This window comes from Nonomuraea angiospora (assembly GCF_014873145.1).
In the GTDB taxonomy this organism is placed as follows: Bacteria; Actinomycetota; Actinomycetes; order Streptosporangiales; family Streptosporangiaceae; genus Nonomuraea; species Nonomuraea angiospora.
Genome location: NZ_JADBEK010000001.1, coordinates 10653248 through 10675424 on the forward strand (window position 1 = coordinate 10653248; position 22177 = coordinate 10675424).

Genomic DNA, 22177 nt, shown 5'->3' on the forward strand with positions numbered 1-22177 from the left:
AGTGTCGCTGATCACGTACCGCTGAACCCCCTCTCTCCCTCCTCAGAGGACACATCGTGATCAAGACCAGACATGCCCTCCTGGCCGCCTTGATGCCCGCCGTCCTGGCGGCCTGCGGCACGGCCCAGGCGAACCCCCAACAAGAGGTGAAGGTGCTGCGCTACCAGGGCAGCGCCGGCAACGTCACCTACCCCGAGCTGGCCGAGGAGCTCGGCTATCTCGGCGACGTCAAGCTGAAGTGGATCGGCAACACCACCTCCGGCCCCCAGGACATCCAGTCGGCCGCGACCGGGCAGACCGACTTCGGCGGCGCCTTCAACGGCGCCATCGTCAAGCTCAAGGCCGCCAAGGCGCCGATCAAGGCCGTGATCGGTTACTACGGCTCCGACCAGGCCACCTACAGCGGCTACTACGTCAAGGACGACAGCCCGATCAGGTCCGCCCGGGACCTGATCGGCAAGAAGATCGGCGTCAACACCCTCGGCGCCCACCACGAGGCCGTCATCAAGGAGTACCTCAAGCGCGCAGGGCTGACGCCCGAGGAGATCAAGCAGGTCCAGCTCGTGGTGATCCCGCCGGTCAACACCGAGCAGGCCCTGCGCCAGGGGCAGCTCGACGCCGGCACCCTCGGCGGCGTGCTCAGGGACAAGGCGCTGGAGCGCGGCGGCCTGCGCCCCCTGTTCAAGGACGTGGACCTCTTCGGCCCGTTCACCGCCGGGTCCGTCGTGCTCCGCGAGGACTTCATCGCCGCCAACCCCGACACCGTCAAGACGTTCGTGACCGGCTTCGCGAAGGCCATCGAGTGGGCGCGCACCCACCCGCGCGAGGAGGTCGTCACCAAGTTCCAGCAGATCATCGCCAAGCGCGGCCGCAACGAGAGCGCCGACGCCGTGCGGTTCTGGAAGAGCACCGGCATCGCCGCCAAGGGCGGCGTCATCGCCGACCAGGAGTTCAAGACCTGGACCGACTGGCTGGAGCGCGAGGGCGAGATCAAGCCCGGCCAGGTCAAGCTCTCCGACCTCTACACCAACCAGTTCAACCCCTATGCCGGCGGGAGCGGGTCATGACCAAGATCAGCATCCGGAACGTGACCAAGACGTTCCAGGTCAGGGACGCCGGCCAGCCGTTCACCGCGCTGTCCGGGATCGACCTCGACGTGCGCGAGGGCGAGTTCCTCACGCTCGTCGGCCCCAGCGGTTGCGGCAAGTCCACCCTGCTCGACCTCATCGCCGGGCTGACCACGCCGACGTCCGGCGAGATCCTCATCGACGGCGCGCGGGTGACCGGGCCCGGGCTCGACCGGGGCATCGTCTTCCAGCAGTACGCGCTGTTCCCCTGGCGCACGGCCCAGTCCAACGTCGAGTTCGGGCTGGAGGCCAAGGGCGTGCCCAGGAAGGAGCGGGCGCGGCGGGCCCGCGAGCACCTCGCGCTCGTGGGGCTGGCCGGGTTCGAGGAGCGCTATCCGCACGAGCTGTCCGGCGGCATGCGCCAGCGGGTGGCCATCGCGCGCAGCCTCGCGTTCGACCCTGACGTGCTGCTGATGGACGAGCCGTTCGCCGCCCTGGACGCGCAGACGCGCGAGTCCCTCCAGGAGGAGCTCGTCCACGTGTGGGAGCAGACCGGCAAGACCGTCGTGTTCATCACGCACGGCATCGACGAGGCCGTCTACCTCGGGCAGCGGGTCGCCGTGATGACCTCCCGGCCGGGCCGGATCAAGGAGGTCATCGACGTGCGCTTCTCCTCGCGCGAGGGAGATCTGCGGGCGGATCCGGCGTTCGGGGAATACCGGCACCGGGTGTGGGGGCTGCTGCGGGAAGAGGTCGCGGCGGCGCAGGTGCAGGAGCGGAAGGTGGCGACGACCCGTGGCTGACCAGAAACTGCTCCCCGGCGACGTCCACCGGCACGATCCCCCGGACGCCGAGGCTGTCCCGGCACCGACCCCGGCCCCGACCCCGGCTTCGGTTTTGGCTCCCGCCGCCGAGGCACCCGCACCCGCACTGGCGTCCGCACCCGCACTGGCGTCCGCACCCGCACCGGCGTCCGCACCCGCACCGGGGCCCGCTTCGGCGGGGTCGCCGGCTCGCCGACGGCTTTTCGGCGGGCGGGTGCTCAGGCGGGCGGTCACGAACTCCACCGCCATCCTGCTCCTCCTCGCCGCCTGGGAGGTGCTGCCCAGGCTCGGCGTCGTCGACCCCGTCTTCGTCCCGCCGCTCTCGGAGAACCTCGTCGCCTGGTACGACCTCCTCGTCGGCGGCCAGCTCCCCGAGCACCTCGAGGCGTCCCTGGCCCGCTCGCTGTCCGGCTTCGGCCTGGCCATCGTGCTGGCGATCCCGCTCGGCCTGCTGATCGGCTGGTACAAGCCGGTCGCCGACTTCCTCACCCCGCTGCTGGAGCTGTTCCGCAACACCTCCGCGGTGGCGCTGCTGCCGGTGTTCACGCTGATCCTGGGCATCGGGGAGACGACGAAGGTCACCTTCGTGCTGTACGCCTGCGCGTGGCCGATCCTGCTCAACACGATCAGCGGCGTGAAGACCGTCGAGCCGCTGCTCATCAAGTCGGCCAGGTCGATGGGCCTCGGCCCGGTCCGCCTGTTCCAGAAGGTGATCCTGCCCGCCGCCGTGCCCACCATCTTCACCGGAGTGCGGCTGGCGGGCGCGTACTCGATCCTCGTCCTGCTCTTCGCCGAGATGGTGGGCGCCAAGGCCGGGCTCGGGTATCTCATCCTCGACACCCAGTCCAGCTTCCGCATCCCCGACATGTACGCGGGAATCATCACGATCTCCGTACTCGGCCTGCTGTTCAACCTGCTCCTGGTCGGCGTCGAGCGCCGCTTCTCCACCTGGAGGACCACTTGACGAGAAAGCTCCACCTGAACGCCTTCCTCATGGGCGTCGGCCACCACGAGGCGGCCTGGAGACATCCCCGAACCGAACCCGCCCGCCTCACCGACGTCCGCCACTACCAGGAGCTCGCCAGGATCGCCGAACGCGGCAAGCTCGACTCCGTCTTCCTCGCCGACGGCGTGGCCCTGCACGGCAACGTCCGGCACAACGCGCTCGGCGGCCTCGAACCCCTGACCCTGCTGTCGGCCCTGGCCGCCGTCACCGATCACATCGGCCTCATCGCCACCGTGTCGACGACGTACAACGAGCCCTTCCACGTGGCCCGCAAGTTCGCCTCGCTCGACCACATCAGCGGCGGCCGGGCCGGCTGGAACATCGTCACCTCCGCCGGCGAGGCCGAAGCCCGCAACTTCGGCATCGTGCGTCCCTCCCACGCCGACCGCTACGCCAGGGCTGGCGAGTTCCTGGAGGTCACGCGGAAGCTGTGGGACAGCTGGGAGGACGACGCGATCCTGGGCGACCGCGTCGCCGGCGACTACGCCGACACCGGCAAGATCCACCCGATCGAGCACGCGGGGGAGTACTTCTCGGTCAGCGGCCCCTTGAACACCTCCCGCCCGCCCCAGGGCCACCCGCTCCTGGTCCAGGCCGGGTCATCGGAGGACGGCAAGGACTTCGCCGCCCGCTACGCGGAGGCCGTCTTCACCGCCCAGCAGACCCTGCGGGAGGGGCAGGAGTTCTACGCCGACCTGAAGCGGCGGCTGGCCGCCTACGGGCGGCGGCACGACGACGTGCTCATCCTGCCGGGCATCTCGCCGATCATCGGCTCGACCGAGCGCGAGGCGCTGCGGCTGGAGAAGGAACTGGAGGACCTGATCATTCCCGCGTACGGGCTGGCGCAGCTCTCCCACATGACCGGCATCGACCTGACCGAGGACGCGCTGGACGGGCCCCTGCCCGACGTACCCGTGGAGACGGAGGGCGCGCAGAGCCGCCGCAAGCTCGTCGTGGACCTGGCCAGGCGCGAGAACCTCACGGTCAGGCAGCTCCTCAACCGCCTGGCGGGCGGCCGGGGCCACCGCGTGGTCGCGGGGACGCCGGATCAGATCGCCGACCAGCTCCAGGAATGGTTCCTGGCCGGCGCCGCCGACGGGTTCAACATCATGCCGCCGATCCTGCCCGTCGGCCTGAGCGACTTCGTCGACCACGTGGTGCCGGAGCTGCAGATCAGGGGCCTGTTCCGGTACGAGTACGAGGGGCGCACGCTCCGCGCGAACTACGGCCTGCCCAGACCCCCGTCCCGTTACGCCTCCTCCGCCTCCTCCTCCGCCGCCGCCGGGCGGCGCGAAGTGGCGGTGGCGCGATGAGCATCGTGACCCTGGTGGGCAACCCCCGGCCCGGCTCCCGCACGCTCTCGGTGGCCACCTCCGCCGCCCAGGCCGTCGGCGACCGCCTGGGCGCCGCCCCGGAGGCGTACGAGGTCGTGGACCTGTCGGACCTCGCCCCCCACCTGCTCTCGCCCGTCAAGCACCCCGAGGTGGGCGCGGCGCTGGAACTGGTGACCGGGGCGAGCATCCTCGTCGTGGCGAGCCCCACCTACAAGGGCACCTACACGGGGCTGCTGAAGTCGTTCCTCGACCGCCTGCCACCGGACGCGCTGGCGGGCACGGCGGCACTGCCGCTCCTGGTCATGGGGGACCCCAAGCATTCGCTGGCGGTGGAGGTGCACCTGCGCCCGCTGCTGGTGGAACTGGGCGCCTTCGTGCCGACACCGGGGCTGGCGGTGCTGGAGTCGCAGATTCCGGAGCTGGGAGAGGTGGTGGCGGGGTGGGCCGATCGTGTGGCGCCACAGGTGACCGCTGTACTCAAGGAAGGGGCACTTTCGTGACGGAGACGGTGGCCGCCCGGGAGGCCCGCCGAGCCAGAGAGGCCCGCCAGGCCCGGGACGCACGACGCACCTCAGACCCCCGCCCTGTTCCCGGCTCCCGCAATGGGCACGCGTCCGAGGCGCCGACGGTGCCTGTGGCGCGCCCGGCCCCGGAAGCGCCGTCGAGCGAGGAGGAGCCGGCGACGGGTGCGGTCGACGCCGACGGGTTCCGCCGGGCGCTCGCCGTACACGCCGCCGGGGTCGTCATCATCACCGCCCAGTCCGACGGCATCCCCGTCGGGCTGACGGCCACGTCCTTCTCCTCCGTCAGCCTCGACCCACCCCTGGTCTCGTTCTACGTCGACCAGTCCTCCACCACCTGGCCCTGGCTGCGCGACGCGGACCACTTCGCGGTCAACGTCCTGGCCAGCGACCAGGCCGACCTGGCCGCCAGGTTCGCGCGCAAGGACATCGACCGGTTCGCCGAGCCCACCCGCTGGCGTCCGGGCCCCCTGGGCGCGCCCCTGCTCCAGGACGTCTCCGCCCACCTCGTCTGCCTCCCGCACGAGACGGTGGACGTGGGCGACCACATCCTGGTCGTCGGCCTGGTCGCCGAGGCCAGGGTGCACAGCCCGGGCCGTCCCCTCATCTACCACCAGGGCCGCTTCGGCCGCTTCATCGCCCACCCATAGAGATTCCCGACCGGCAAGCATGTGGAGGTGGCGACCTGCGCCGAACCCGAGGAGCGGTGGGGCCGGCGCACCTGTTCCTGCGAGCCCTGGTCACAGCGTCGTTCGCGCCAGCTCCTCAAGCTGCTGGACCACCTCGTCGATCGGCGCGGAAGCGTCGATCTCGACAGTGGAGGTGGCCCTCAGCAACGGCTCCACGTTGGCCAGGTCGCGCAGGATGGCCTCACGCTCCTCGGGGCTCTTGCCGAAGGGGTTGTTGGTTCGCGTCGCGATGCGGGCAAGCATGATCTCAGCGGGAGCGCTGAGCAGGACAACGTGGTCGAATTGAGGGTAGAACCGACCCTGATTGGATTTGCAGCCGGCCACGAAGAGGGCGCCCTCACGGTGGTCGGCGAGCAGGTCGCTGATGGCCGGCTCCCGCCATGCCCAATCGGTGGATCCGTCCGGCAGGGTGACCCAGTGGCTCCATTGGTCGGTGTCGGTGTCGGTGTCGGTGTCGACGGCGCGATGGCCTCGGCTCGCCAGCCTCTCCATCGCCGTGGACTTGCCGGTGCCCGACATCCCCGTGACCAAGATCTTCGCCATCGGCCGAGACTACCGGACCATGCCGGTATCAGGTGCGTGGCCAGTGCCGGAGGGCCATGTCGGCCACCAGGTGGAGGTCGTCGCGGGTGGCGCCGCCGGCGGCCTGAACGGCGATGCCGTTGGCCACGGTCATGAGGTATCGGGCGAGCAGGCCGGGATCGGTCCCTGCGGGAAGGTCGCCCTCGTCGACGGCCCGCCGGAACCGCTCCCGCAGGAGCGAGATGCCGTTGTCGCGCCAGGCCGCCAACGTGTCCCGGGCGCTGAGGCCGGCCTCGCCCGCCGCCAGGGAACCCTGGACGCCGAGGCATCCGGCGGGACAGCCGGGAGTGGTGGTGGCCCGGACGGAACCGTTGAGGAACGCGGTGGCCACCTGCCATGCCGTCGGCTGCTCCAGGGCCCGCGGGACGTACGAGGCGGGGCCGTCGGTGTAACGCTGCAGCGCCTTGGACGAGATCTTCGGAGTCAACGTCCGGGGCACCCTGTTCACGGTGAAGAAGGCGCTGCCGCTGCTCAACGACGGCGCATCGGTGATCCTGAACAGCTCGGTGCGCGCCGGTGACGGTGTCGTGGCGTTCGGCGCGTACGCGGCCTCCAAGGCGGCGATCCGGTCCTTCGCCCGGACCTGGGCCAACGAGCTCAAGGGCCGGAACATCCGGGTCAACGCGATCTCCCCGGGCACCATCGACACCCCTGGACTCGACGGCGTGGTGGTGACGGGGGACGCGTCCGTCACCAAGTCGGATTTCGCCGCGGCGGTCCCGCTCGGCCGGATCGGACGCCCGGACGAGATCGCGAATGTGGTGGCTTTCCTCGCTTCCGACCAGGGCAGCTTCTTCCTCGGCGCGAACTTGGTCGTTGACGGGGGCGAAATGCACATCTGACGGGTGTCGTCGTACGACTCGGCCTTGGACGGGCCCGGACACGCGTACGGCCCTGGCCACGTCATCGGGGCCAGGGCCATACGCGAGGAGCAGGGGTCAGGCGGCGATCGGGGAGTAGGCGGCCGCGTCGCCCTTCAGCACGACGCTGGGACGGCCGTCCACGCCCACCGGCACGTCACCCGCGATCGTGACCCGGTGCAGCCGTCTCGGGCGGTCGCCGAAGTCGTGCACCACCCGGTGCTGAGTCGCCCGGTTGTCCCAGATGGCGACGTCGCCGGGTGCCCAGCGCCAGCGCACGGTGTTCTCGACCTCGGTGACGTGCTCCTGGATCAGCCGGATGAGCGAGGCGGACGTGTGCGCCGACAGCCCCACCAGCCGCTTGGCGAAGTCCCCGAGCAGGATCGAGCGCTCGCCGGTCTCCGGGTGCACCCGCACCACCGGGTGCTCGGTCTCGAACACCGTGGAGGCGAACACCTCGGCGCGCTCCCGCGCCAGCTCGGGATCGTCGGCGGTGGCGATGCGGACGTAGTCGTGCTGGTTGGTGTGTACGGCCCGCAGCCGATCGAGCAGGTCCCGCAGCTCGGCGGGCAGGTGCTCGTACGCGGCCACGGTGTTGGTCCACAGCGTGTCGCCGCCGGCATCCGGAACGGTGACGGCGCGCAGCACCGACGCCAGCGGCGGCCGGTCCACGAACGTCACGTCCGTGTGCCAGCGATCCACCTTCTGGCCGCCGCTGTAGTCGAGGTCGAGGACGTGGTCGTTCCCGTCGAGCGAGGGGACGGTCGGGTGGGCGGCGGTCGGTTCGCCGAGCAGCCGGGCGAAGGCCACCTGGCTGCGCTCGTCGAGATGGTCCTGTCCGCGGAAGAAGACCACCTTGTGGCTGAGCAGCGCCAGGCGGATCTCCGCGACGACGCCGGCGGGCAGGTCGCCGCCGAGCCGTACGCCGGAGATCTCGGCGCCTATCCGGCCGGCGACAGGGACGATGGAAAGGGATGACATGGGATTTGTCCTTCCGTTGGAGGATTGGCCTGCGGTCGGAAGGAAGGACAGAGCGCGCTGGCCACGCGGCAGAAGTCCACGTGACCCCGGATGGTCAGAGCCGTCGTCGTCACACCGTCAAACGTAGATCGCCCCGTCTCTAAAGTCAATTGAGTTGGTAGGGAATTAGGGTTTTATCTTGCCCGGCGCAGCCGATCGAGCATCGACTCGGCCGGCCTGCCCAGCACGTGAGCCAGGTCCGGACTCTGGAACTCCAGCGCCCCCGCCCGCACCTGCGCGTTGAGCCAGCTCATCGGCCCCGGCCCGGCGTCGGGCACCTCCCGGTAGGGCACCCCCAGCACCTCGGCCGCCTCCCGGTACGTCCACAACGGCCCGGTGAAGTCGTACGCCCGCCCCAGATGGCCGTCACCCGTCAGCACCCGTACGGCGGCCTCGGCCAGGTCGGACCTGAAGGCGGTGTTCAGCCCGCGCCCGCCGGTGCTGCTGGTGAGCTCGCCGCCGGAGACCCGCGGCACGAAGGCGTCGCCGTAGTAGGGGTGGCGCAGCAGCGTGTACGGCAGGCCGCTGTCGAGAACGGCCCGTTCGGTGGCGTGGTGGGCCTCGGTGGCGCCGGTGGCGACGGTGCCCGCTCCCAGCAGGCTCGTGTAGGCGATGGCGCCGACCCCGGCGTCGGCCGCCGCCGCGACCGCGTCCAGGTGCTGCTTGATCCTGCGCGCCGGGTCGAGTTCCGGAGACGAGACGAGCAGGAGCCGCGTGGCCCCCTCGAACGCCTCGCGCAGGCCGTCCGGCCCGTCGTAGTCGCCCCGCCGTACCCGGACGCCCTGCGGGGCCCGCGCGGGATCGCGCACGACGGCCACCACATCGGGCCGAGCGGACAACCGGTCGATGACCAGACGACCGAGCGCCCCTGACGCCCCGGTGACCACGATCATGGAACTCCCTCCGACGAAGATCGGCTCAGTCAACCGCCCGCGACCCGCCCCCTGCCACTCATTTCTCACCCACCCCGGTCACCGGCCCGCGGGCGGGCCTCTGGGATACTCCCGCGCATGAGAACGGACGGGGGGCGGCCGGGATTCGCGACGCACGGGATCGGGCCGGACCATCCGATGACGTGGACGCTGCGCCGCGCGGAGCCGGGGGACGTCGAGGCGATCGCGGACCTGCGCGCGTCGGTCATGCGCCCGGACCTGCAGCGGCTGGGCCGCTACGACGAGCACCGGGTCCGGCAGCGGTTCCGCGACTCCTTCTCCCCGGACCACACGTCGGTCATCGAGGCGGGCGACGGCTTCGCGGGCTGCGTGACATTCCGCCCGGGCGAGGACGCGTGGTGGTTCGAGCACTTCTACCTCGCCGAGCGACTCCAGGGGCAGGGCCTCGGCTCGGCCGTGCTGCGCGAGCTGCTGGAGCGGGCCGACGCCGAAGGGCTGACCGTCCGGCTGAACGTCCTGCAGGGGAGCGCCGCGCAACGGCTGTACGAACGCCACGGGTTCACGGTGGAGAGCGAGGACCCGGTCGACGTCTTCATGGTGCGGCAACCGGTGGCGAGCGCGTCAGGAAGCTGAAGGCCACCCGAAACAGGCCCGCCTGCCAGGGCTGGCGCCCGCCCGCGTTCAGCCGTCCTCAGGCGGTTTTCCGAACGTGTGACGCCTCGGCGGAGAGCGGTGCGCCGTCCTGGCTGAGCGGGTGGAGCTCGGCAAGCTCGCGCCCTTGGTCGTCGACGAGAACGGAGTGCGGCTCGTCCGGGGCGAAGGCGTGGCGCTCACCCCATTGGCGCAGGGCGACGACGGCCGTGAAGAGGTCCTGCCCGGCTGCCGTGAGCCGGTACGCGTGCCGTCTGCCGTCGTCGGCGGCGGCGCTCTTGTCCAGGATGCCGTGCTCGACGAGTTTGCGGAGCCGGTCGGTGAGGATGTTGCGGGCGATCCCCAGCCGCTGATGGAACTCGGTGAAGGTCGTCGCCCCGTCCATCGCGTCGCGGATGATCAGCAGGCTCCACCGGTCGCCTATCAGGTCGACGGTCCGTGCGACCGGGCAGGCCGGGTCGGTCCAAGCGCTTCCCGCCGCGAGTGTGACGTCCACCGGGCCCTCCGAGATGAGTTGCAATCTGAAACCAGTATGCCCTAGCTTCGGATGAGTTGCATTTTGCAACTAACTGGAGGGTGATATGTCGTCAGGATTGACCGGAAGGCAGCGGGCCGTGCTCGCGCTGGTGTGCGCGGTGGCGGTGTCGGCCATCTACGGCATCCAGCCGGTCCTCGAGACCGCGGGCCAGGACCTCGGGCTGGGGGAAGGAGCGTTGGGGTGGCTGGTCGCCGCCGGTCAGATCGGCTATCTCGCGGGGCTGGTGCTGCTGGTCCCGCTCGGTGACCTGTTCGACCGCCGCCGGCTCATCACGGCGCACCTGCTGCTCACCGCGGTGGGCGCGGGGGTGGCCGCCGCCGCACCCGGCGCCGGCGTCGCGATCGCGGGCCTGGCCCTGGCCGGACTGTTCGCCGTGGTCGTCCAGATCACGGTGGCCTACGTCGCCGCCGTCTCACCGGCCGCCGAGCGCGGCCGCAACATCGGCGCGGTCACCTCGGGCGTGGTCATCGGGATCCTCGGAGTGCGGGTGGTCGCGGGCGCACTGGGCGAGCTGGCCGACTGGCGCATGGTCTACCTCGTGATCGCCGGACTTTGCGGGCTGCTCGCGCTCGCCGCCCGATTCACCCTCGAGGCCGACCTCCGCCGCCCCCGGGCCCGGTACGGGCAACTGCTGTCATCGCTGGGTCGTCTGGTCGTCGGCGACCGGCTCTTCCTCGGCCGGGGACTGGTCGCGTTCTTCCTGTTCGCCTCCTTCGGCACGCTGTGGAGCGGACTGGCGCTCCCGCTCGGCGACGCGCCGTGGCACCTGGGCACCACCGAGATCGGATTGTTCGGACTCGCCGGCCTCACCGGGGCGCTGGGCGCGGCCCGGGCCGGCCGATGGGCCGACCGGGGCCTGGCGCCCTCGGTCACCGGCTGGTCGCTGGCCCTGCTCACGGCCTCGTGGCTGCTGATCGCTCAGGCGGGGTCGTCGCTGTGGCTGCTGATCGTCGGCGTCATCGTCCTGGACTTCGCCGTGCAGGCCGTTCACGTCAGCAGCCAGCACCTGCTCACCACCGCCCGCCCCGACCGGAGCAGCAGCGTCATCGGCGCCTACATGGCCTTCTACTCCCTCGGCTCCGCGCTCGGTGCGATCACCACCACCTGGGCCTACAGCGCCGCGGGATGGCCGGCCGCCAGCCTGCTCGGCGCGGCCTACGCCGCGCTCGGACTCCTCGTCGCCACCTCGACCCGACGCTTCGGGTCCTTCTCGGCGGCGGCGTGACGAGCGGTGTCAGCTGATGGGAGAGAAGTGTCACATGACAGTTATCACAGGGGGTTGGTGTTAGTTGTTTCTACCGGCGAAGGGCTCGGCGGGCGAGGCTTGACCTGCAACAAGAGGCAGCGAGCAGTCCAGATGCCCGCTGCCACTCCCATCGGATCTCGGCTGCGAGCCGAGGCGGAAGGAGAGTGGGCCCGATGGCCGAAAGCCTCTACATTCTCGGTGACGAGGACCGCAAGAAGTTCGCCAGGCTGATCGCCGCCGCCTGGTCGGAGGAGGACGTGAGGGGCCGTTACGGTCGCGAGCCTCGCCTGATGCTGGCCGAGTACGGCATCGCGTACCCGGAGGGCGTGGCCACGCCGCCGCTGCCCCCGAAGCCGGCCGGTGAGTTCAGCATCGAGGAGCTCGAGGTCGCGGCCGGCACCGAGGCCCCGGCCGATGGCTGCTTCGGCTCCGCCAGCTCTGTCAGCTGCTTCACCGGCTGCGTCGCCACCGCCTCCACCTACGGCTGCGCGGGAGTCGCGGAGGCCTGACAGTGCCGCTGGGGCGCCCGGCCCGCGGCTCGGCCCGGCCTGTTGCGCGCCCCACGCCCCTGGCGTGGCACCCGGCGGCCCGCCGCCGCCGGGTGCCACCTTCGTCCCGCGAAAAACCCGATATATGAGAAAAGTAACCAGTGATGCGTTGCCTCCGCCGAAATCGGTTGTCATGATCCGCTTGTGACCCAGACAGGGGCCCCCGGCTCGAGGGTGACGGCTCGCGCGCCACTGGAAGTGCGGCTCGGCCGTGCGGCGATCGTGGCGTTCGCCATCTACCTGATCTTCCCCACGTTCGCGTACTACATCGAGAATCCACATCCCTGGCGCATCCCGGGCATCCTCCTGGCGATCGCGGTCCTCGCCCTCTACATCGCGGCCGGCTGCACCGGCCCGCGCGGGCCGTGGCACCGGTGGGCGGTGGGGGTCATGGCGCTCCTGGTCTACCTGCCGCTTCCGTTCCTGGGCGAGTGGTGGGCCGCGTCGGGCGTCTTCCTCGCCGCGATGGCGCTGGGGATCCTGCCCAGGCCGTACCCCCTGCCGGCGTACCTGCTGGTGGTGGCCGCCGAGACGGTCAAGTCGATGGCGCTCGGGGACGATCTCGTGGGAGGGCTGTCCTGGACCCTGTCCGTCTCCGTGGCGGCCATCCCCCTGGCGGGTCTGACACATTTCGCGGAAACCGCGCGGGTCCTCTACGCCACCAGGGCCGAGCTGGCCATGGTCGAGGTGGCGGCGCAGCGCGCGCGGGCGATGGGCGAGCTGGAGGGCATCCTCGGCAGCCGGATCGACGCCATCGCCGAGCAGGGCCGCAGGGTCGTCGCCGGCGTGGAGGGCGACGCTGAGAACGTCAAGAAAGAGCTGGGCCGCATGCTCGACATGGCCCGCGAAGCCCAGAGAGAGATGCGCGGTTTCGCGCATCGGGAGCAGCGGCTTCCATCAGGAAATCCTGACTACCAGAAATGATGAACATCACGATATGTCGGTGTTAGTTGTTTCTGGCGGCTTTTGCTGCTGATGACGAATCTGGACCTCGTAGGCGGCCGCCCCTGACCGACCCGGAACCCCCGGGGCCTCACCAACGAGGTGACCTCATGCCAGAAGACCCCATTCTGTCCCCGGAACTGCGCAGGCAGCTCGCCAGATTCGTCGCCCGCGTCTGGGCCGACGAGTCGCTCAGGCGGGAGTTCGACCGAGACCCGCGCGCCGCCCTCACCGAGGCGGGCGTCGACTGGCCGAGTGAGCTGGCCCCGCCCGACCTGCCTGACCAGCCCGGCCAGGCCATCGACCTGGAGAGTCTCGAATCGTCCGCGGGCGGCGCCCTCGGCACGATCGGCACGGTGAGCTGCCCGACCGGATGCTTCTCCGGCGGACAGAGCGCCTGACGACCTCGTAAGGCGTGGTGGTGGGCAGTCCAGATGCCCACCACCTCGCCAGACCAGCATCTCACACACCGCGGCGGGAGGATCTGTGATGACTGTGGACACGATCGGCTGGGACACGACTCAGCGCAGGGCGTTCGGCGAGCTGACCGCGAGGTCGTGGCTCGACGCCGACTTCAGACTCCGGTACGAGCGCGAGCCCCTCTCGGTCCTGGCCGAGTACGACCTCCGGCTGGCCGACGGGGCAAGCGCCCCGACGCTGCCGCCGGAGCCCGGGGCCGAGCTCGTCATCGAGATCCTCGACGGCTCCGAGGCGGCGCCGCCGCCCCCGCCGTGCCTGCTCAGCCTCTGCTTCTGCCTGTACACGCCGACCCCGGGAGAGTGACGTGCGATGACCATGACCGCGACGGAGGCGCCAGGAGGCGAGCGGATCGACGAGCTCGTCTCCACGGTGCGGGCCAAGGCCTGGCTCGCCGCGGCCGCGCTCATCCTGGTCGCGGGCTGCGCGGCGAGCTGGGCCTGGCTGGGGCAGGTCCGTGACGTGGTGGCCGGCACCGGCGTGCTGGTGGCGGGCGCCGGCCCCGTGCCGGTGGCCGCCCCCGTGCCCGGCAGCGTGGCCGAGGTCCTGGTCCGCGTGGGCCAGGAAGTGACCCCGGCGACGCCGCTGGCCGTGCTGGCCGACGAGCGGGGACGCCGGCACGTCGTGACGGGCACCGCGAAGGGACGGGTGCTGCGTACGGCGCCCCCAGGCGCGGTCCTGGCCGCGGGCGGCACCGTCGCGGCGGTCGACCCGGCCGCCGGCCCCCTGCGGGCGCTGCTCATGGTCGGCCGGGACAGGGTCGGCGCGCTCGTCCCAGGCCAGACCGTCACGTTCGGCGGCACGGGCGCGCGGGGCCGGGTGAGCGCGGTCGAACCGTACCCCGCCTCGGGCGAGTTGCTGCGCCCGCTGTTCGGCGAGGCCCTGCGGGCGGACGGGCGGCACCTGGTGACCGTCGAACTCGACCGGCCGGCCTGGCCGGGCGCCACGCTCACCCCGGTGTCGGGGGAGATCACCGTCGCCGTCGTCCGCCCCGTGGACGCCCTGTTCGCCGGGGGGCGTCGTGGCTGAGCACGCGACCAGGCCGCGGCCGGTCCGCACCGAGCGCCGGCCGCAGATGGAGGACGCCGACTGCGGGCCCGCCTGCCTGAGCACGATCTTCGCCCACCACGGCCTGCGCGTCCCCGTACGCGACATCAGAGAACGGTGCGGAGTGGGCCGGGACGGCCTCACGGGAGCCGGGCTCAAGGCGGCGGCCGAGGAGTACGGCTTCACCATCGGTGGCTGGCGGGTGGAGGCCGACGCGCTGGAGAGCTTCCCCGTCCCCTCGATGATCTTCGTCGACCAGCGGCACTACGTGGTGCTGGAGGGCATGCGCAGGCGGTGGGCCTACCTCAACGACCCCGCCGTGGGCAGGATCCGGCTGAGCAGAGAGGAGTTCCGGCGGCGATTCAGCGGGATCGTGCTGGTGCCGACCCCGGGCGAGGGCTTCACGCCGGGAGGGCCGCGGTTCCCCATGGCCCGCTCGGTGCTGACGAAGGTGCGGCCGTACCTGTCCACGTTGCTCGCCATCGCCGTCATGGCCTTCATGCTGGCCCTGCCCGCGGCGGTCACCGCGCTGCTGACCCGGCTCCTGCTGGGCAAGGTACTGGTCGCCGGCGGCGCGGCCTGGTCCGCGCCCGTGCTCCTCGGGCTGCTCGGCTGCGTCGGCTTCACCCTGGCCGGGATGTGGGCGCAGCAGCGGCTGCTCGGCGCGGTGCAGCTGGCGATGGCGGCCGACCTGTCCGGCCGGTACGTGTGGCGGCTGCTCAGGCTACCGGGCGACCACTTCCACCGGCGGCAGACCGGTGGCCTGGTGACCAGGACGTCCTTCGGCGCGGGGCTGGCCCTGCTGCTGTCGGACCGGGTCGCCGCCGTCATCGCGGCCCTGCTCACCATGGTGGTGCACTCGTCGATCCTGTTCGCCTTCCACCCGGCCTTCGCCGCCGTCGCCGCGCTGCTGGCGGCGGTCAACCTGGTGGCGATGCGCGCGGTCAGCCGCCGCACCGCCCCGCACCAGCAGCGGCTCATCTTCGACGAGCACCGCAGGGACAGCATGGCGTTCAACGGCGTCTCGATGGCCGAGTCGCTGAAGGCCGACGGCGCCGAGGGATGGTTCTTCGCCAAGTGGGCGGGGCTGTCGGCGCGGACCATGTCGGCGGCCCAGGAACTGATGCGGGTCACGCAGGCGCTGATGGTGGTGCCCGCCGCGCTCGGCTCGCTGGCCGGGGCCACCATGGTGATCACCGGGGCGGTGCTGACGGCCCGCGGTGAGGTCACGATGGAGACCGTCATCGCGGCCCAGCTCCTCGTCGGCGCCTTCCTCGTACCCGTGTCCTCGCTGGTCGGGGTCGGCGCCGAGGCGCAGGTCGCGGTCGCGCAGACCAGCATGCTCGACGACGCGCTGGAGGCCGAGCCCGACCCCCGCCACGCCGAGCCCCCCGGCGCCCCCGAGAGGGCGGGGGGCCTGCGCGGCACGGTGGAGTTCGACGGGGTCACCTTCGGTTACGACCGCCAGCACGGGCCGGTGATCGAGGGGCTGTCGTGGCGCGCGGAGCCCGGCCAGCGCATCGCCATCGTCGGCCGCACCGGCAGCGGCAAGTCCACGGTCGCCCGCCTGCTCACCGGAGCGGTCATGCCGTGGTCCGGGCAGATCAGGTTCGACGGCGTGCCGAGGGACGAGCTGCCCAGGGAGACGCTGTCCACCTCGATCGGCTACGTGGAGCAGAACCTTCAGGTGTTCGAGGGCACGGTGGCCGACAACCTCACGCTGTGGGATCCGACGGTTCCCGGGTACCGGCTGCACCGGGCGGTCGGCGACGCCTGCATCGCCGAGGTGGTCCACCGCAGGGGCGGGCTGTCGGGCGGCTGGGTCGAGGAGCGGGGCCGCAACCTGTCGGGCGGCGAGCGGCAGCGCCTGGAGATCGCCAGGGCGCTCGCGCTGTCCCCCTCGGTGCTGGTGCTGGACGAGGCCACCAGCGCGCTGGACGCGGAGACCGAGGCCCTGGTGGACGCCAACCTCAAGGCCAGGGGCTGCACGTGCGTGGTCATCGCGCACCGGCTCAGCACCGTACGCGACAGCGATCTGATCCTCGTGATGGACCGCGGCAAGGTCGTCCAGCGGGGAACCCACGCCGAGCTCATCGCCGAGTCCGGCCCCTACCGCACACTCGTCGAGGAAGCGGCATGAACGGCTACCCCGTCAGCGAGATCGAGCTGATCGACCCCTATGCCTGCTGGCACGTGGTCAGCGGCTCCGTCGACGTCCTGCTGGCGCCCGTGGACGGCCAGGGCCCCCGCCGCCGCGTCGTCCGCGTGGAGAGCGGGCAGCTGATGCACGGCTTCGCCGCCACCGACCTGCCGCAGGGCTACACCGTTCTGGCCTCCCCGGCCGACGGGACGTCGGTGCGCCGCGTCCGCAGGGACGCGGGCGCGCTGTCGGCCTGGGCGCGCCGCCTCCACCGCCCCGGCGCGCAGGACGGCGCGGGCGGCGGCCGGCCGGCGGCGCTCCGCCCGGGCCGACAGGGGGCCGGCGCGGCGCAGGACCCGCCGAGCGAGCGCGAACTGCGCGCGCTGCACCGCGGGGCGCTGGAGCAGGTGCTGCTGCTGGCCGAGGCGGAGGAGGCCGACCGGGACAACTGGCGCGCGGCCAGGGTGGCGGCCACGAGCGAGACGCTCCGGCGGTCGTTCGCCGATGTCGGGGTGGCCGCCGGCGCGCCGCCCTCCCCTGACCGGCCCCGGACGACCGCCGAACACGCCGCGAAGGTGGTCAAGATCCTCGGCGACCACTGCGGGTTCACCGTGCGGGACAGTGCCGCGGGCTCCGGCGACCCGCTCGGCGCGGCGCTGGACGCCGCCAGGGTCAGGCACCGGCGGGTGAGCCTTTCCGGACGATGGTGGCGCAAGGCCACCGTCCCCATGATCGGCTTCTCCCAGGAGGACGGGCGGCCGGTGGCGCTCCTGCCGCACCGGGGCGGCTACCGCGCCGTGGACCCGGCGGCGGACCCGTGCCGGGTGACCGAGTCCGTGGCCGCCGGCCTCGCTCCGGACGCCTGGCAGATCTACCCGCCGCTGGGCGAGGGCGTCGCCACCCCCCTCGCGCTGCTCAGGTTCGGCCTGCGCGGCGCGGGCAGGGAGCTGGCCTGGCTCCTCGCGGCCGGCGGCGGCGCCGGGCTGCTCGCGCTCGGCGTCCCCCTGCTCACCTTCAGCCTGCTGACCTCCGCGTCCAACCCCGCCGACCGGCCCGCGACGATCTGGACCGCGGCGATCATCGCCGCCATGGTGTGCGCGAGCGCCCTGCTCCTCGCCGTGCGCAACTCGGTGCTCGTACGCGTCCACGGACGTCTCCAGGAACGGCTCGAACCCGCCGTCTGGAGCCACCTCATCTCCCTCGACCTGCCGTTCTTCAACCGGTACAGCACCGGCGAGCTGGTCCAGCGCGCCAACGCCATCTCCGACATGCGCAAGGCGCTCGGCGAGGCCGCGGTCAACTCCCTGCTCGGCGGCATGTTCTCCCTGTTCGGCCTGCTGGCGCTGCTCGCCGTGGACTGGCGGCTGGCCCTGGTCGCGCTGGGCGGGGTGGCGGCGCTGCTCGCCGTGCTCGCCGGGCGCGCGGTCCGCCAGCAGCGGCACGAGCTGGTCATGCACGAGCAGTACGGGAAGGTCTACTCCCTGCTGTACGCGTGCCTCGGCGCAATCGACAAGATCCACGTCGCGGGCCGGGAGGCCCAGGTGTTCGGGCTGTGGTCCCGGCTGTTCGCGACGCAGCAGCGCGCGGCTGAGGCGATCCAGCGCGAGCGGGCGGTGTCGGCGGCGATCGGCGCCTCGGCGCAGCCGGCGCTGCTGCTGCTCCTCGCCTGCACCGGCCTGGCCTGGGGCGTCCCGACGGCGTCCTTCGTGATCGCCGCCGTGGCGCTCGGCCAGTTCGTGCTCGCGCTCGGCCAGATGAACAGGGCGGTCGAAGCGGCCTTCGCCCTCCTGCCCCGGTTCGAGCGGCTGCGCCCGGTGCTGGAGCGGGTGCCCGAGACGTCGCCGGGCGCGAAGGACCCGGGCGAGCTGAGCGGGCTGGTACGGCTCAGCGGCGTCTCCTTCGCCTACCCCGGCACCGCGATGCGGATCCTCGACGACGTGTCGATGGTGTTCAAGCCGGGCGAGTTCGTCGCGGTCGCGGGCCCGTCCGGCGCGGGCAAGTCCACGCTGGTGCGGCTGCTGCTGGGCTTCGAGCCGCCCCGCACCGGCCAGGTGCTCTACGACGGCGGCGACCTGCGCGACCTCGACCTGCGCCGGGTGCGCGCCCAGGTGGGCGTGGTGATGCAGCAGGCCAGGGTGCTCAGAGGCTCGATCCTGGAGAACATCATCGGCGACGTGCCCGGCGCGACCGAGGAGGACGCCTGGTGGGCGGCCCGCCTGGCCGACCTGGACGGCGACATCGCCGCGATGCCCATGGGCCTGCACACCGTCGTCGGGGAGGACAACGCGTCCTTCTCGGGCGGTCAGCTCCAGCGGCTGCTCATCGCCAGGGCGCTGGTGAAACGCCCGCGCATCCTCATCCTCGACGAGGCGACGAGCGCCCTGGACAACCACACCCAGGCGCTGGTCAGCCGGAGGATCGCCGAGCTGGACATCACCCGGATCGTGATCGCGCACCGGCTGAGCACCATCAAGTCGGCGGATCGGATCTACGTACTCGACCAGGGGAGGGTCGTCGCCGACGGCCCCTTCGAGGAGCTGATGGACGACAGCCGGCTCTTCGCCCGCATGGTCCGCCGACAGGAGGTCTGAGATGACGGTCTCGGTTCACGCCGGATACGCCGAAGCGCAGGGCGAGGGCCTGCTCGCAGTTCCAGGTGGGGACGAACGGCTGATCGCCGTGCTCGCCGCGGCGGCGCCCTTCCCCGAGCGCGTGTCGGGAGAGTTCTTCGTCCCCGTGGCGGGGCGCAGCCCGCGCCAGGCGTCCGAGCGCACCAAACGCTGGCTGAAGGCCGCCGTCGGCGACGACGAGGACGCCAAGCGGGCGCTGCTGCACCACCGCAGGCGCTCCGGCCGCGACCTCGGCGCCGGGCTCGTCGACGTCCGGCTCGCCGACCCGCGCAGGCTGCCCGACTGGGGTTACGCCCTGGTGGACTTCCTGCTCGCCCAGCCGCCCACGGCCGCGGCCGACCCCGCGTCCGGGCGGCCCGGCTCCCCGTTCGTGGCGTTCAGACGCGCCGTCAACCGGCTGGTGGACATGAAGGACGGGACGCTACGCGGAGTCCCCGTCACCCCCGAGGCGTGCGAGGACATCGCGGGCCAGCTGATCGAGCGCCTGACGCAGGTCTGCTTCTCCGGCTTCGCGTTCGAGGCGCAGCTCGCCGGCACCGCCAACGACGTGTCCGCCTGGCTGCAGAGCCCCGGCCTGGACGTCAGCCAGTCCGGCTGGCTCGACCGGCTGGAGACGCTCCCGGGGCTGGCCTACGTCATGGGCATGGCCTGCCTGCAGTGGCGGCGCATCGTCCACGAGCTGTTCGACCGGTTGAACGCCGACCTGCCGGAGCTGCGCAGGACGCTGTGGGGCTGGACCGCCCCCGGACCGGTCACGGGATACTCCGGCGACTCGGGCGACCCGCACAACCACGGCCGGGTGGTCACGTTGCTCACCTTCGCCTCGGGCGAGCGGGTCGTCTACAAGCCGAAGGACCTGCGCTCCGTGGTCGGGCTGATGGACGTGTGCACGCTGCTGAACAACCACGGGCTGCCGCTCACCCTGCACACCCGCGCGGTCGTCCTGCGCGACGGCTACGGCTGGGAGGAGTACGTCACCGCCGAGCCCGCCACCGACGAGGACAGCGTACGGCGCTACTACACGCGCCTGGGCATGCTGGCCAGGCTCGCCCAGTTCCTGGAGTGCCGCGACCTGTGGGCCGACAACCTGGTCGCCAAGGGCGACACGCCGGTCTTCATCGACCTGGAGAACGTCCTCCAGGCGCGCATCAGCAAGCCCGCCCTCATCGGCGACCGCATCCAGTCCCTGTGGGGGCAGGTCGAGGAGACGGTGGTCAAGACCGCCGTCATCAGCTTTCCCCGGGTGATCGCGGGCGGCGTCCAGGCGCACGACATCGGCTGCATGGCCGGACTGCAGGAGCAGGTCGCGCAGAGCCCCCAGTTGTATCCGCTCGGCTGGGAGGCGCCGCCGTACCGGCCCACGTGGGGCGCGGGGGAGCTGGCCGACCCGAGCCGCTACGCCGACGAGGTGGCCGAGGGCTACCGGCAGATGCAGGACTGCCTGACGCGCAACCGGGAGCTGCTGGCCGACGCCCGCGGCCCGCTCGCGCTGCTGGAGGACGCGCCGGTCCGCTACATCTGGCGCAGCACCTGGGACTGCGTCGAGCTGCTCGGCATGAGCCTGAGCCCGGGGGCGCTGATCGACGGGATGGCCAGGGAGGTCACCCTCGCCCACCTGTTCCGCAGCGCCCGCGAGACGCTGCGGCGGGACCCGGGGCGCGAGGACATCCTGGAGATCGTCGAGCAGGAGATCGACGCGTTCCGCCGGATGGACGTCCCCCTGTTCGTCTCCAGGCCCGGCTCGGACTCGGTGTTCACCCCCGACGGCGTCGAGATTCCCGGGCACTTCTCGGGCACGGCGTGGCAGCGGCTCCAGGACCGCCTCGCCGACCTGGCGGGGTTCCCGGTGGACGAGCAGCTCGCCGTGCTGGAGACCTGCCTCGACTTCACGGGCGCGCGGCAACTGCCCACCTCGTTCCCCGGCCCCGGGCCCCGGCCCCGCACGGTGCGTGAGATCGGCCAGTACGTCTACGACCTGTCGGGCCGGCGGGCGGAGCCCGAGGCCGAGGTGCTGCTCGCCCGCGCCGGCGAGCTGGCCGACCAGGTGCTCGCCAGCGCCGTCCCGCTCGGCACGCCCGCGGGCGGCCCCGTCGGCGAGCGCTCCGGCTGGATCGGCGTGGTCACCTATCCCGCGCACGGCCTGGACCAGGTCGAACCCCTTCAGGGCGACCTGCTCACCGGCACCGCCGGCCTCGCCGTCTTCCTCGCCGAGCTGTACGCCAACACGGGCGCCCCCGGCCACTGGACGGCCGCGCAGGACGCGCTGGACGCCTCGGCCGAGTTCGCGACGCTGTCCACGCAGTCGGGCGTCTACCGCAGGATGTGCGGGACGCTCGCGCCCGTCGGGGCGTTCGTGGGACTCGGCTCGACCATCTACGCGCTGAGCCGCTGCGGCGCCGCCCTGGCCGACACCAGGCTCGTGGAGCGGGCGGCGGCGCTGGTGCCGCTCGCCGAGGCCCAGCTGTCCCTGCCGACCTGCGCCGAGCCCGTGCTGGGCCGGGCCGGGCTGCTGCTCGCCCTGCACAAGCTGCGCGAGGCCGCCCCGATGGGGGTCCCCGAGGCCGAGGCGCTGGCCGCGCGGCTGCACGAGGAGCTGATGGCCGAGCTGGCCGGCGACGGCGCGGCCCGGTCGCCGTACCCGCCGGGCGTGCCCGCGCTCGACGGGGTGCCCACCGGGGTGGACGGGCTGGTGTGGGCGCTGGCCGCCAGCGCGGCCGCGCTGGGGGAGACCGGTTCCGCCGCCGCGCCGCTGCTGGCGCACCGGTTCGCCCTCGACACGCCCGGCTCGCTGCTCGCCGCCGTCGCCACCGCCCACCTCCTCACCGGCGAGGTGCCCGGCGACCTGCGGGAGCGCTTGGCCAGGTACTGCGCGCCCGACGCCGGACGGTCCTGCGCGCGGCTCGTCGTGGACGCCGAGGTGGCGCTGCACACCGCCCGCCTGACCGGCGACGAGGCGCTGGAGCGGTCGGCCCGCGAACTGGCCGCCGAGCTGCTGCGCCGCCGCGACCACACGGGCCGCTGGTTCGCCGACCGGCGGCGCGCCGACCGCCTGTCCCTGTCCGCCATCGACGGGCTCGCCGCGGCGGGGCTCACCCTCCTCCGGCTCGCCGACGACCAGGTCGCCTCGCTGCGCCTCGTGCACTGACCCGGACGCACTGACCG

At 72.3% G+C, this 22177-nt stretch carries 22 protein-coding genes; 17 read left to right on the top strand and 5 right to left on the bottom strand.

Annotated elements, in window-relative coordinates; translation table 11 throughout:
- Positions 1-56: 56 nt before the first annotated feature.
- From H4W80_RS49075 to H4W80_RS49100, 6 genes are all read left to right on the top strand, one after another.
- Positions 57-1067, top strand: coding sequence for an ABC transporter substrate-binding protein (locus H4W80_RS49075; protein ID WP_318787410.1), 1011 nt, complete (start codon positions 57-59; stop codon positions 1065-1067).
- Positions 1064-1870, top strand: a complete 807-nt coding sequence (locus H4W80_RS49080) for an ABC transporter ATP-binding protein (protein WP_192791345.1) — start codon at positions 1064-1066, stop codon at positions 1868-1870. Before H4W80_RS49075 ends, H4W80_RS49080 begins: the two co-directional genes overlap by 4 nt.
- 235 nt (positions 1871-2105) lie before the next feature.
- Positions 2106-2855, top strand: coding sequence for an ABC transporter permease (locus H4W80_RS49085; RefSeq protein WP_318787411.1), 750 nt, complete (start codon positions 2106-2108; stop codon positions 2853-2855).
- A complete protein-coding gene (locus H4W80_RS49090; RefSeq protein WP_225964087.1) occupies positions 2852-4210 on the top strand; it encodes an LLM class flavin-dependent oxidoreductase in 1359 nt (452 codons plus the stop codon). The genes H4W80_RS49085 and H4W80_RS49090 overlap by 4 nt, the downstream gene beginning before the upstream one ends.
- Complete coding sequence (locus H4W80_RS49095) at positions 4207-4731, top strand: NADPH-dependent FMN reductase (protein WP_192791346.1); 525 nt, start codon at positions 4207-4209, stop codon at positions 4729-4731. The genes H4W80_RS49090 and H4W80_RS49095 overlap by 4 nt, the downstream gene beginning before the upstream one ends.
- A 134-nt stretch (positions 4732-4865) precedes the next feature.
- Positions 4866-5402, top strand: coding sequence for a flavin reductase family protein (locus H4W80_RS49100; protein WP_192794191.1), 537 nt, complete (start codon positions 4866-4868; stop codon positions 5400-5402).
- A gap of 90 nt (positions 5403-5492) precedes the next feature.
- Here the strand turns inward: H4W80_RS49100 and H4W80_RS49105 are convergent, their stop codons facing one another.
- Positions 5493-5984 carry an AAA family ATPase gene (locus H4W80_RS49105; RefSeq protein WP_192791347.1) on the bottom strand — a complete coding sequence of 164 codons (492 nt, stop codon included), beginning with the start codon at positions 5982-5984 and terminating at the stop codon, positions 5493-5495.
- Between the two features lie 28 nt (positions 5985-6012).
- On the bottom strand, positions 6013-6450 hold the full coding sequence (locus H4W80_RS49110) for a TetR family transcriptional regulator C-terminal domain-containing protein (RefSeq protein ID WP_225964088.1): 438 nt from the start codon (positions 6448-6450) through the stop codon (positions 6013-6015).
- Positions 6451-6472: 22 nt separating this feature from the next.
- Between H4W80_RS49110 and H4W80_RS49115 the strand changes: the two genes are divergently transcribed.
- A complete protein-coding gene (locus H4W80_RS49115; RefSeq protein ID WP_318787412.1) occupies positions 6473-6865 on the top strand; it encodes an SDR family oxidoreductase in 393 nt (130 codons plus the stop codon).
- 96 nt (positions 6866-6961) lie between these two features.
- Here the strand turns inward: H4W80_RS49115 and H4W80_RS49120 are convergent, their stop codons facing one another.
- Both H4W80_RS49120 and H4W80_RS49125 read right to left on the bottom strand, forming a co-directional pair.
- Positions 6962-7864 (bottom strand): TauD/TfdA dioxygenase family protein, encoded by a 903-nt coding sequence (locus tag H4W80_RS49120; protein ID WP_192791348.1) that lies wholly within the window; start codon positions 7862-7864, stop codon positions 6962-6964.
- Positions 7865-8037: 173 nt separating this feature from the next.
- A complete protein-coding gene (locus tag H4W80_RS49125) occupies positions 8038-8796 on the bottom strand; it encodes an NAD(P)H-binding protein (protein ID WP_192791349.1) in 759 nt (252 codons plus the stop codon).
- Positions 8797-8913: 117 nt separating this feature from the next.
- Here H4W80_RS49125 and H4W80_RS49130 point away from each other — a divergent pair, with 117 nt between their 5' ends.
- On the top strand, positions 8914-9429 hold the full coding sequence (locus H4W80_RS49130) for a GNAT family N-acetyltransferase (protein WP_225964090.1): 516 nt from the start codon (positions 8914-8916) through the stop codon (positions 9427-9429).
- Positions 9430-9487: 58 nt separating this feature from the next.
- Here H4W80_RS49130 and H4W80_RS49135 read toward each other — a convergent pair whose 3' ends face one another.
- On the bottom strand, positions 9488-9943 hold the full coding sequence (locus tag H4W80_RS49135; protein ID WP_192791350.1) for a winged helix-turn-helix transcriptional regulator: 456 nt from the start codon (positions 9941-9943) through the stop codon (positions 9488-9490).
- Positions 9944-10028: 85 nt separating this feature from the next.
- Here H4W80_RS49135 and H4W80_RS49140 point away from each other — a divergent pair, with 85 nt between their 5' ends.
- The 9 genes from H4W80_RS49140 to lanM all read left to right on the top strand — a co-directional run bounded on the left by H4W80_RS49140 (position 10029) and on the right by lanM (position 22160).
- Complete coding sequence (locus tag H4W80_RS49140; RefSeq protein WP_192791351.1) at positions 10029-11210, top strand: MFS transporter; 1182 nt, start codon at positions 10029-10031, stop codon at positions 11208-11210.
- Positions 11211-11404: 194 nt separating this feature from the next.
- Positions 11405-11740 (top strand): thiocillin family RiPP, encoded by a 336-nt coding sequence (locus tag H4W80_RS49145; protein WP_192791352.1) that lies wholly within the window; start codon positions 11405-11407, stop codon positions 11738-11740.
- 183 nt (positions 11741-11923) lie between these two features.
- On the top strand, positions 11924-12703 hold the full coding sequence (locus H4W80_RS49150) for a sensor histidine kinase (RefSeq protein WP_192791353.1): 780 nt from the start codon (positions 11924-11926) through the stop codon (positions 12701-12703).
- A gap of 128 nt (positions 12704-12831) precedes the next feature.
- On the top strand, positions 12832-13122 hold the full coding sequence (locus H4W80_RS49155; RefSeq protein WP_192791354.1) for a hypothetical protein: 291 nt from the start codon (positions 12832-12834) through the stop codon (positions 13120-13122).
- A gap of 88 nt (positions 13123-13210) precedes the next feature.
- Entirely contained in the window at positions 13211-13504 is a 294-nt protein-coding gene (locus tag H4W80_RS49160; protein ID WP_192791355.1) for a hypothetical protein, read from the top strand.
- Positions 13505-13510: 6 nt separating this feature from the next.
- Positions 13511-14227, top strand: a complete 717-nt coding sequence (locus tag H4W80_RS49165; protein WP_192791356.1) for a hypothetical protein — start codon at positions 13511-13513, stop codon at positions 14225-14227.
- Positions 14220-16385: a cysteine peptidase family C39 domain-containing protein gene (locus H4W80_RS49170; RefSeq protein WP_192791357.1), complete on the top strand. Its 2166-nt coding sequence runs from the start codon at positions 14220-14222 to the stop codon at positions 16383-16385. The genes H4W80_RS49165 and H4W80_RS49170 overlap by 8 nt, the downstream gene beginning before the upstream one ends.
- Positions 16382-18976, top strand: coding sequence for an ATP-binding cassette domain-containing protein (locus H4W80_RS49175; protein ID WP_192791358.1), 2595 nt, complete (start codon positions 16382-16384; stop codon positions 18974-18976). Before H4W80_RS49170 ends, H4W80_RS49175 begins: the two co-directional genes overlap by 4 nt.
- Position 18977: 1 nt before the next feature.
- Entirely contained in the window at positions 18978-22160 is a 3183-nt protein-coding gene (lanM, locus tag H4W80_RS49180; protein ID WP_192791359.1) for a type 2 lanthipeptide synthetase LanM, read from the top strand.
- The last annotated feature ends 17 nt before the right edge of the window (positions 22161-22177 follow it).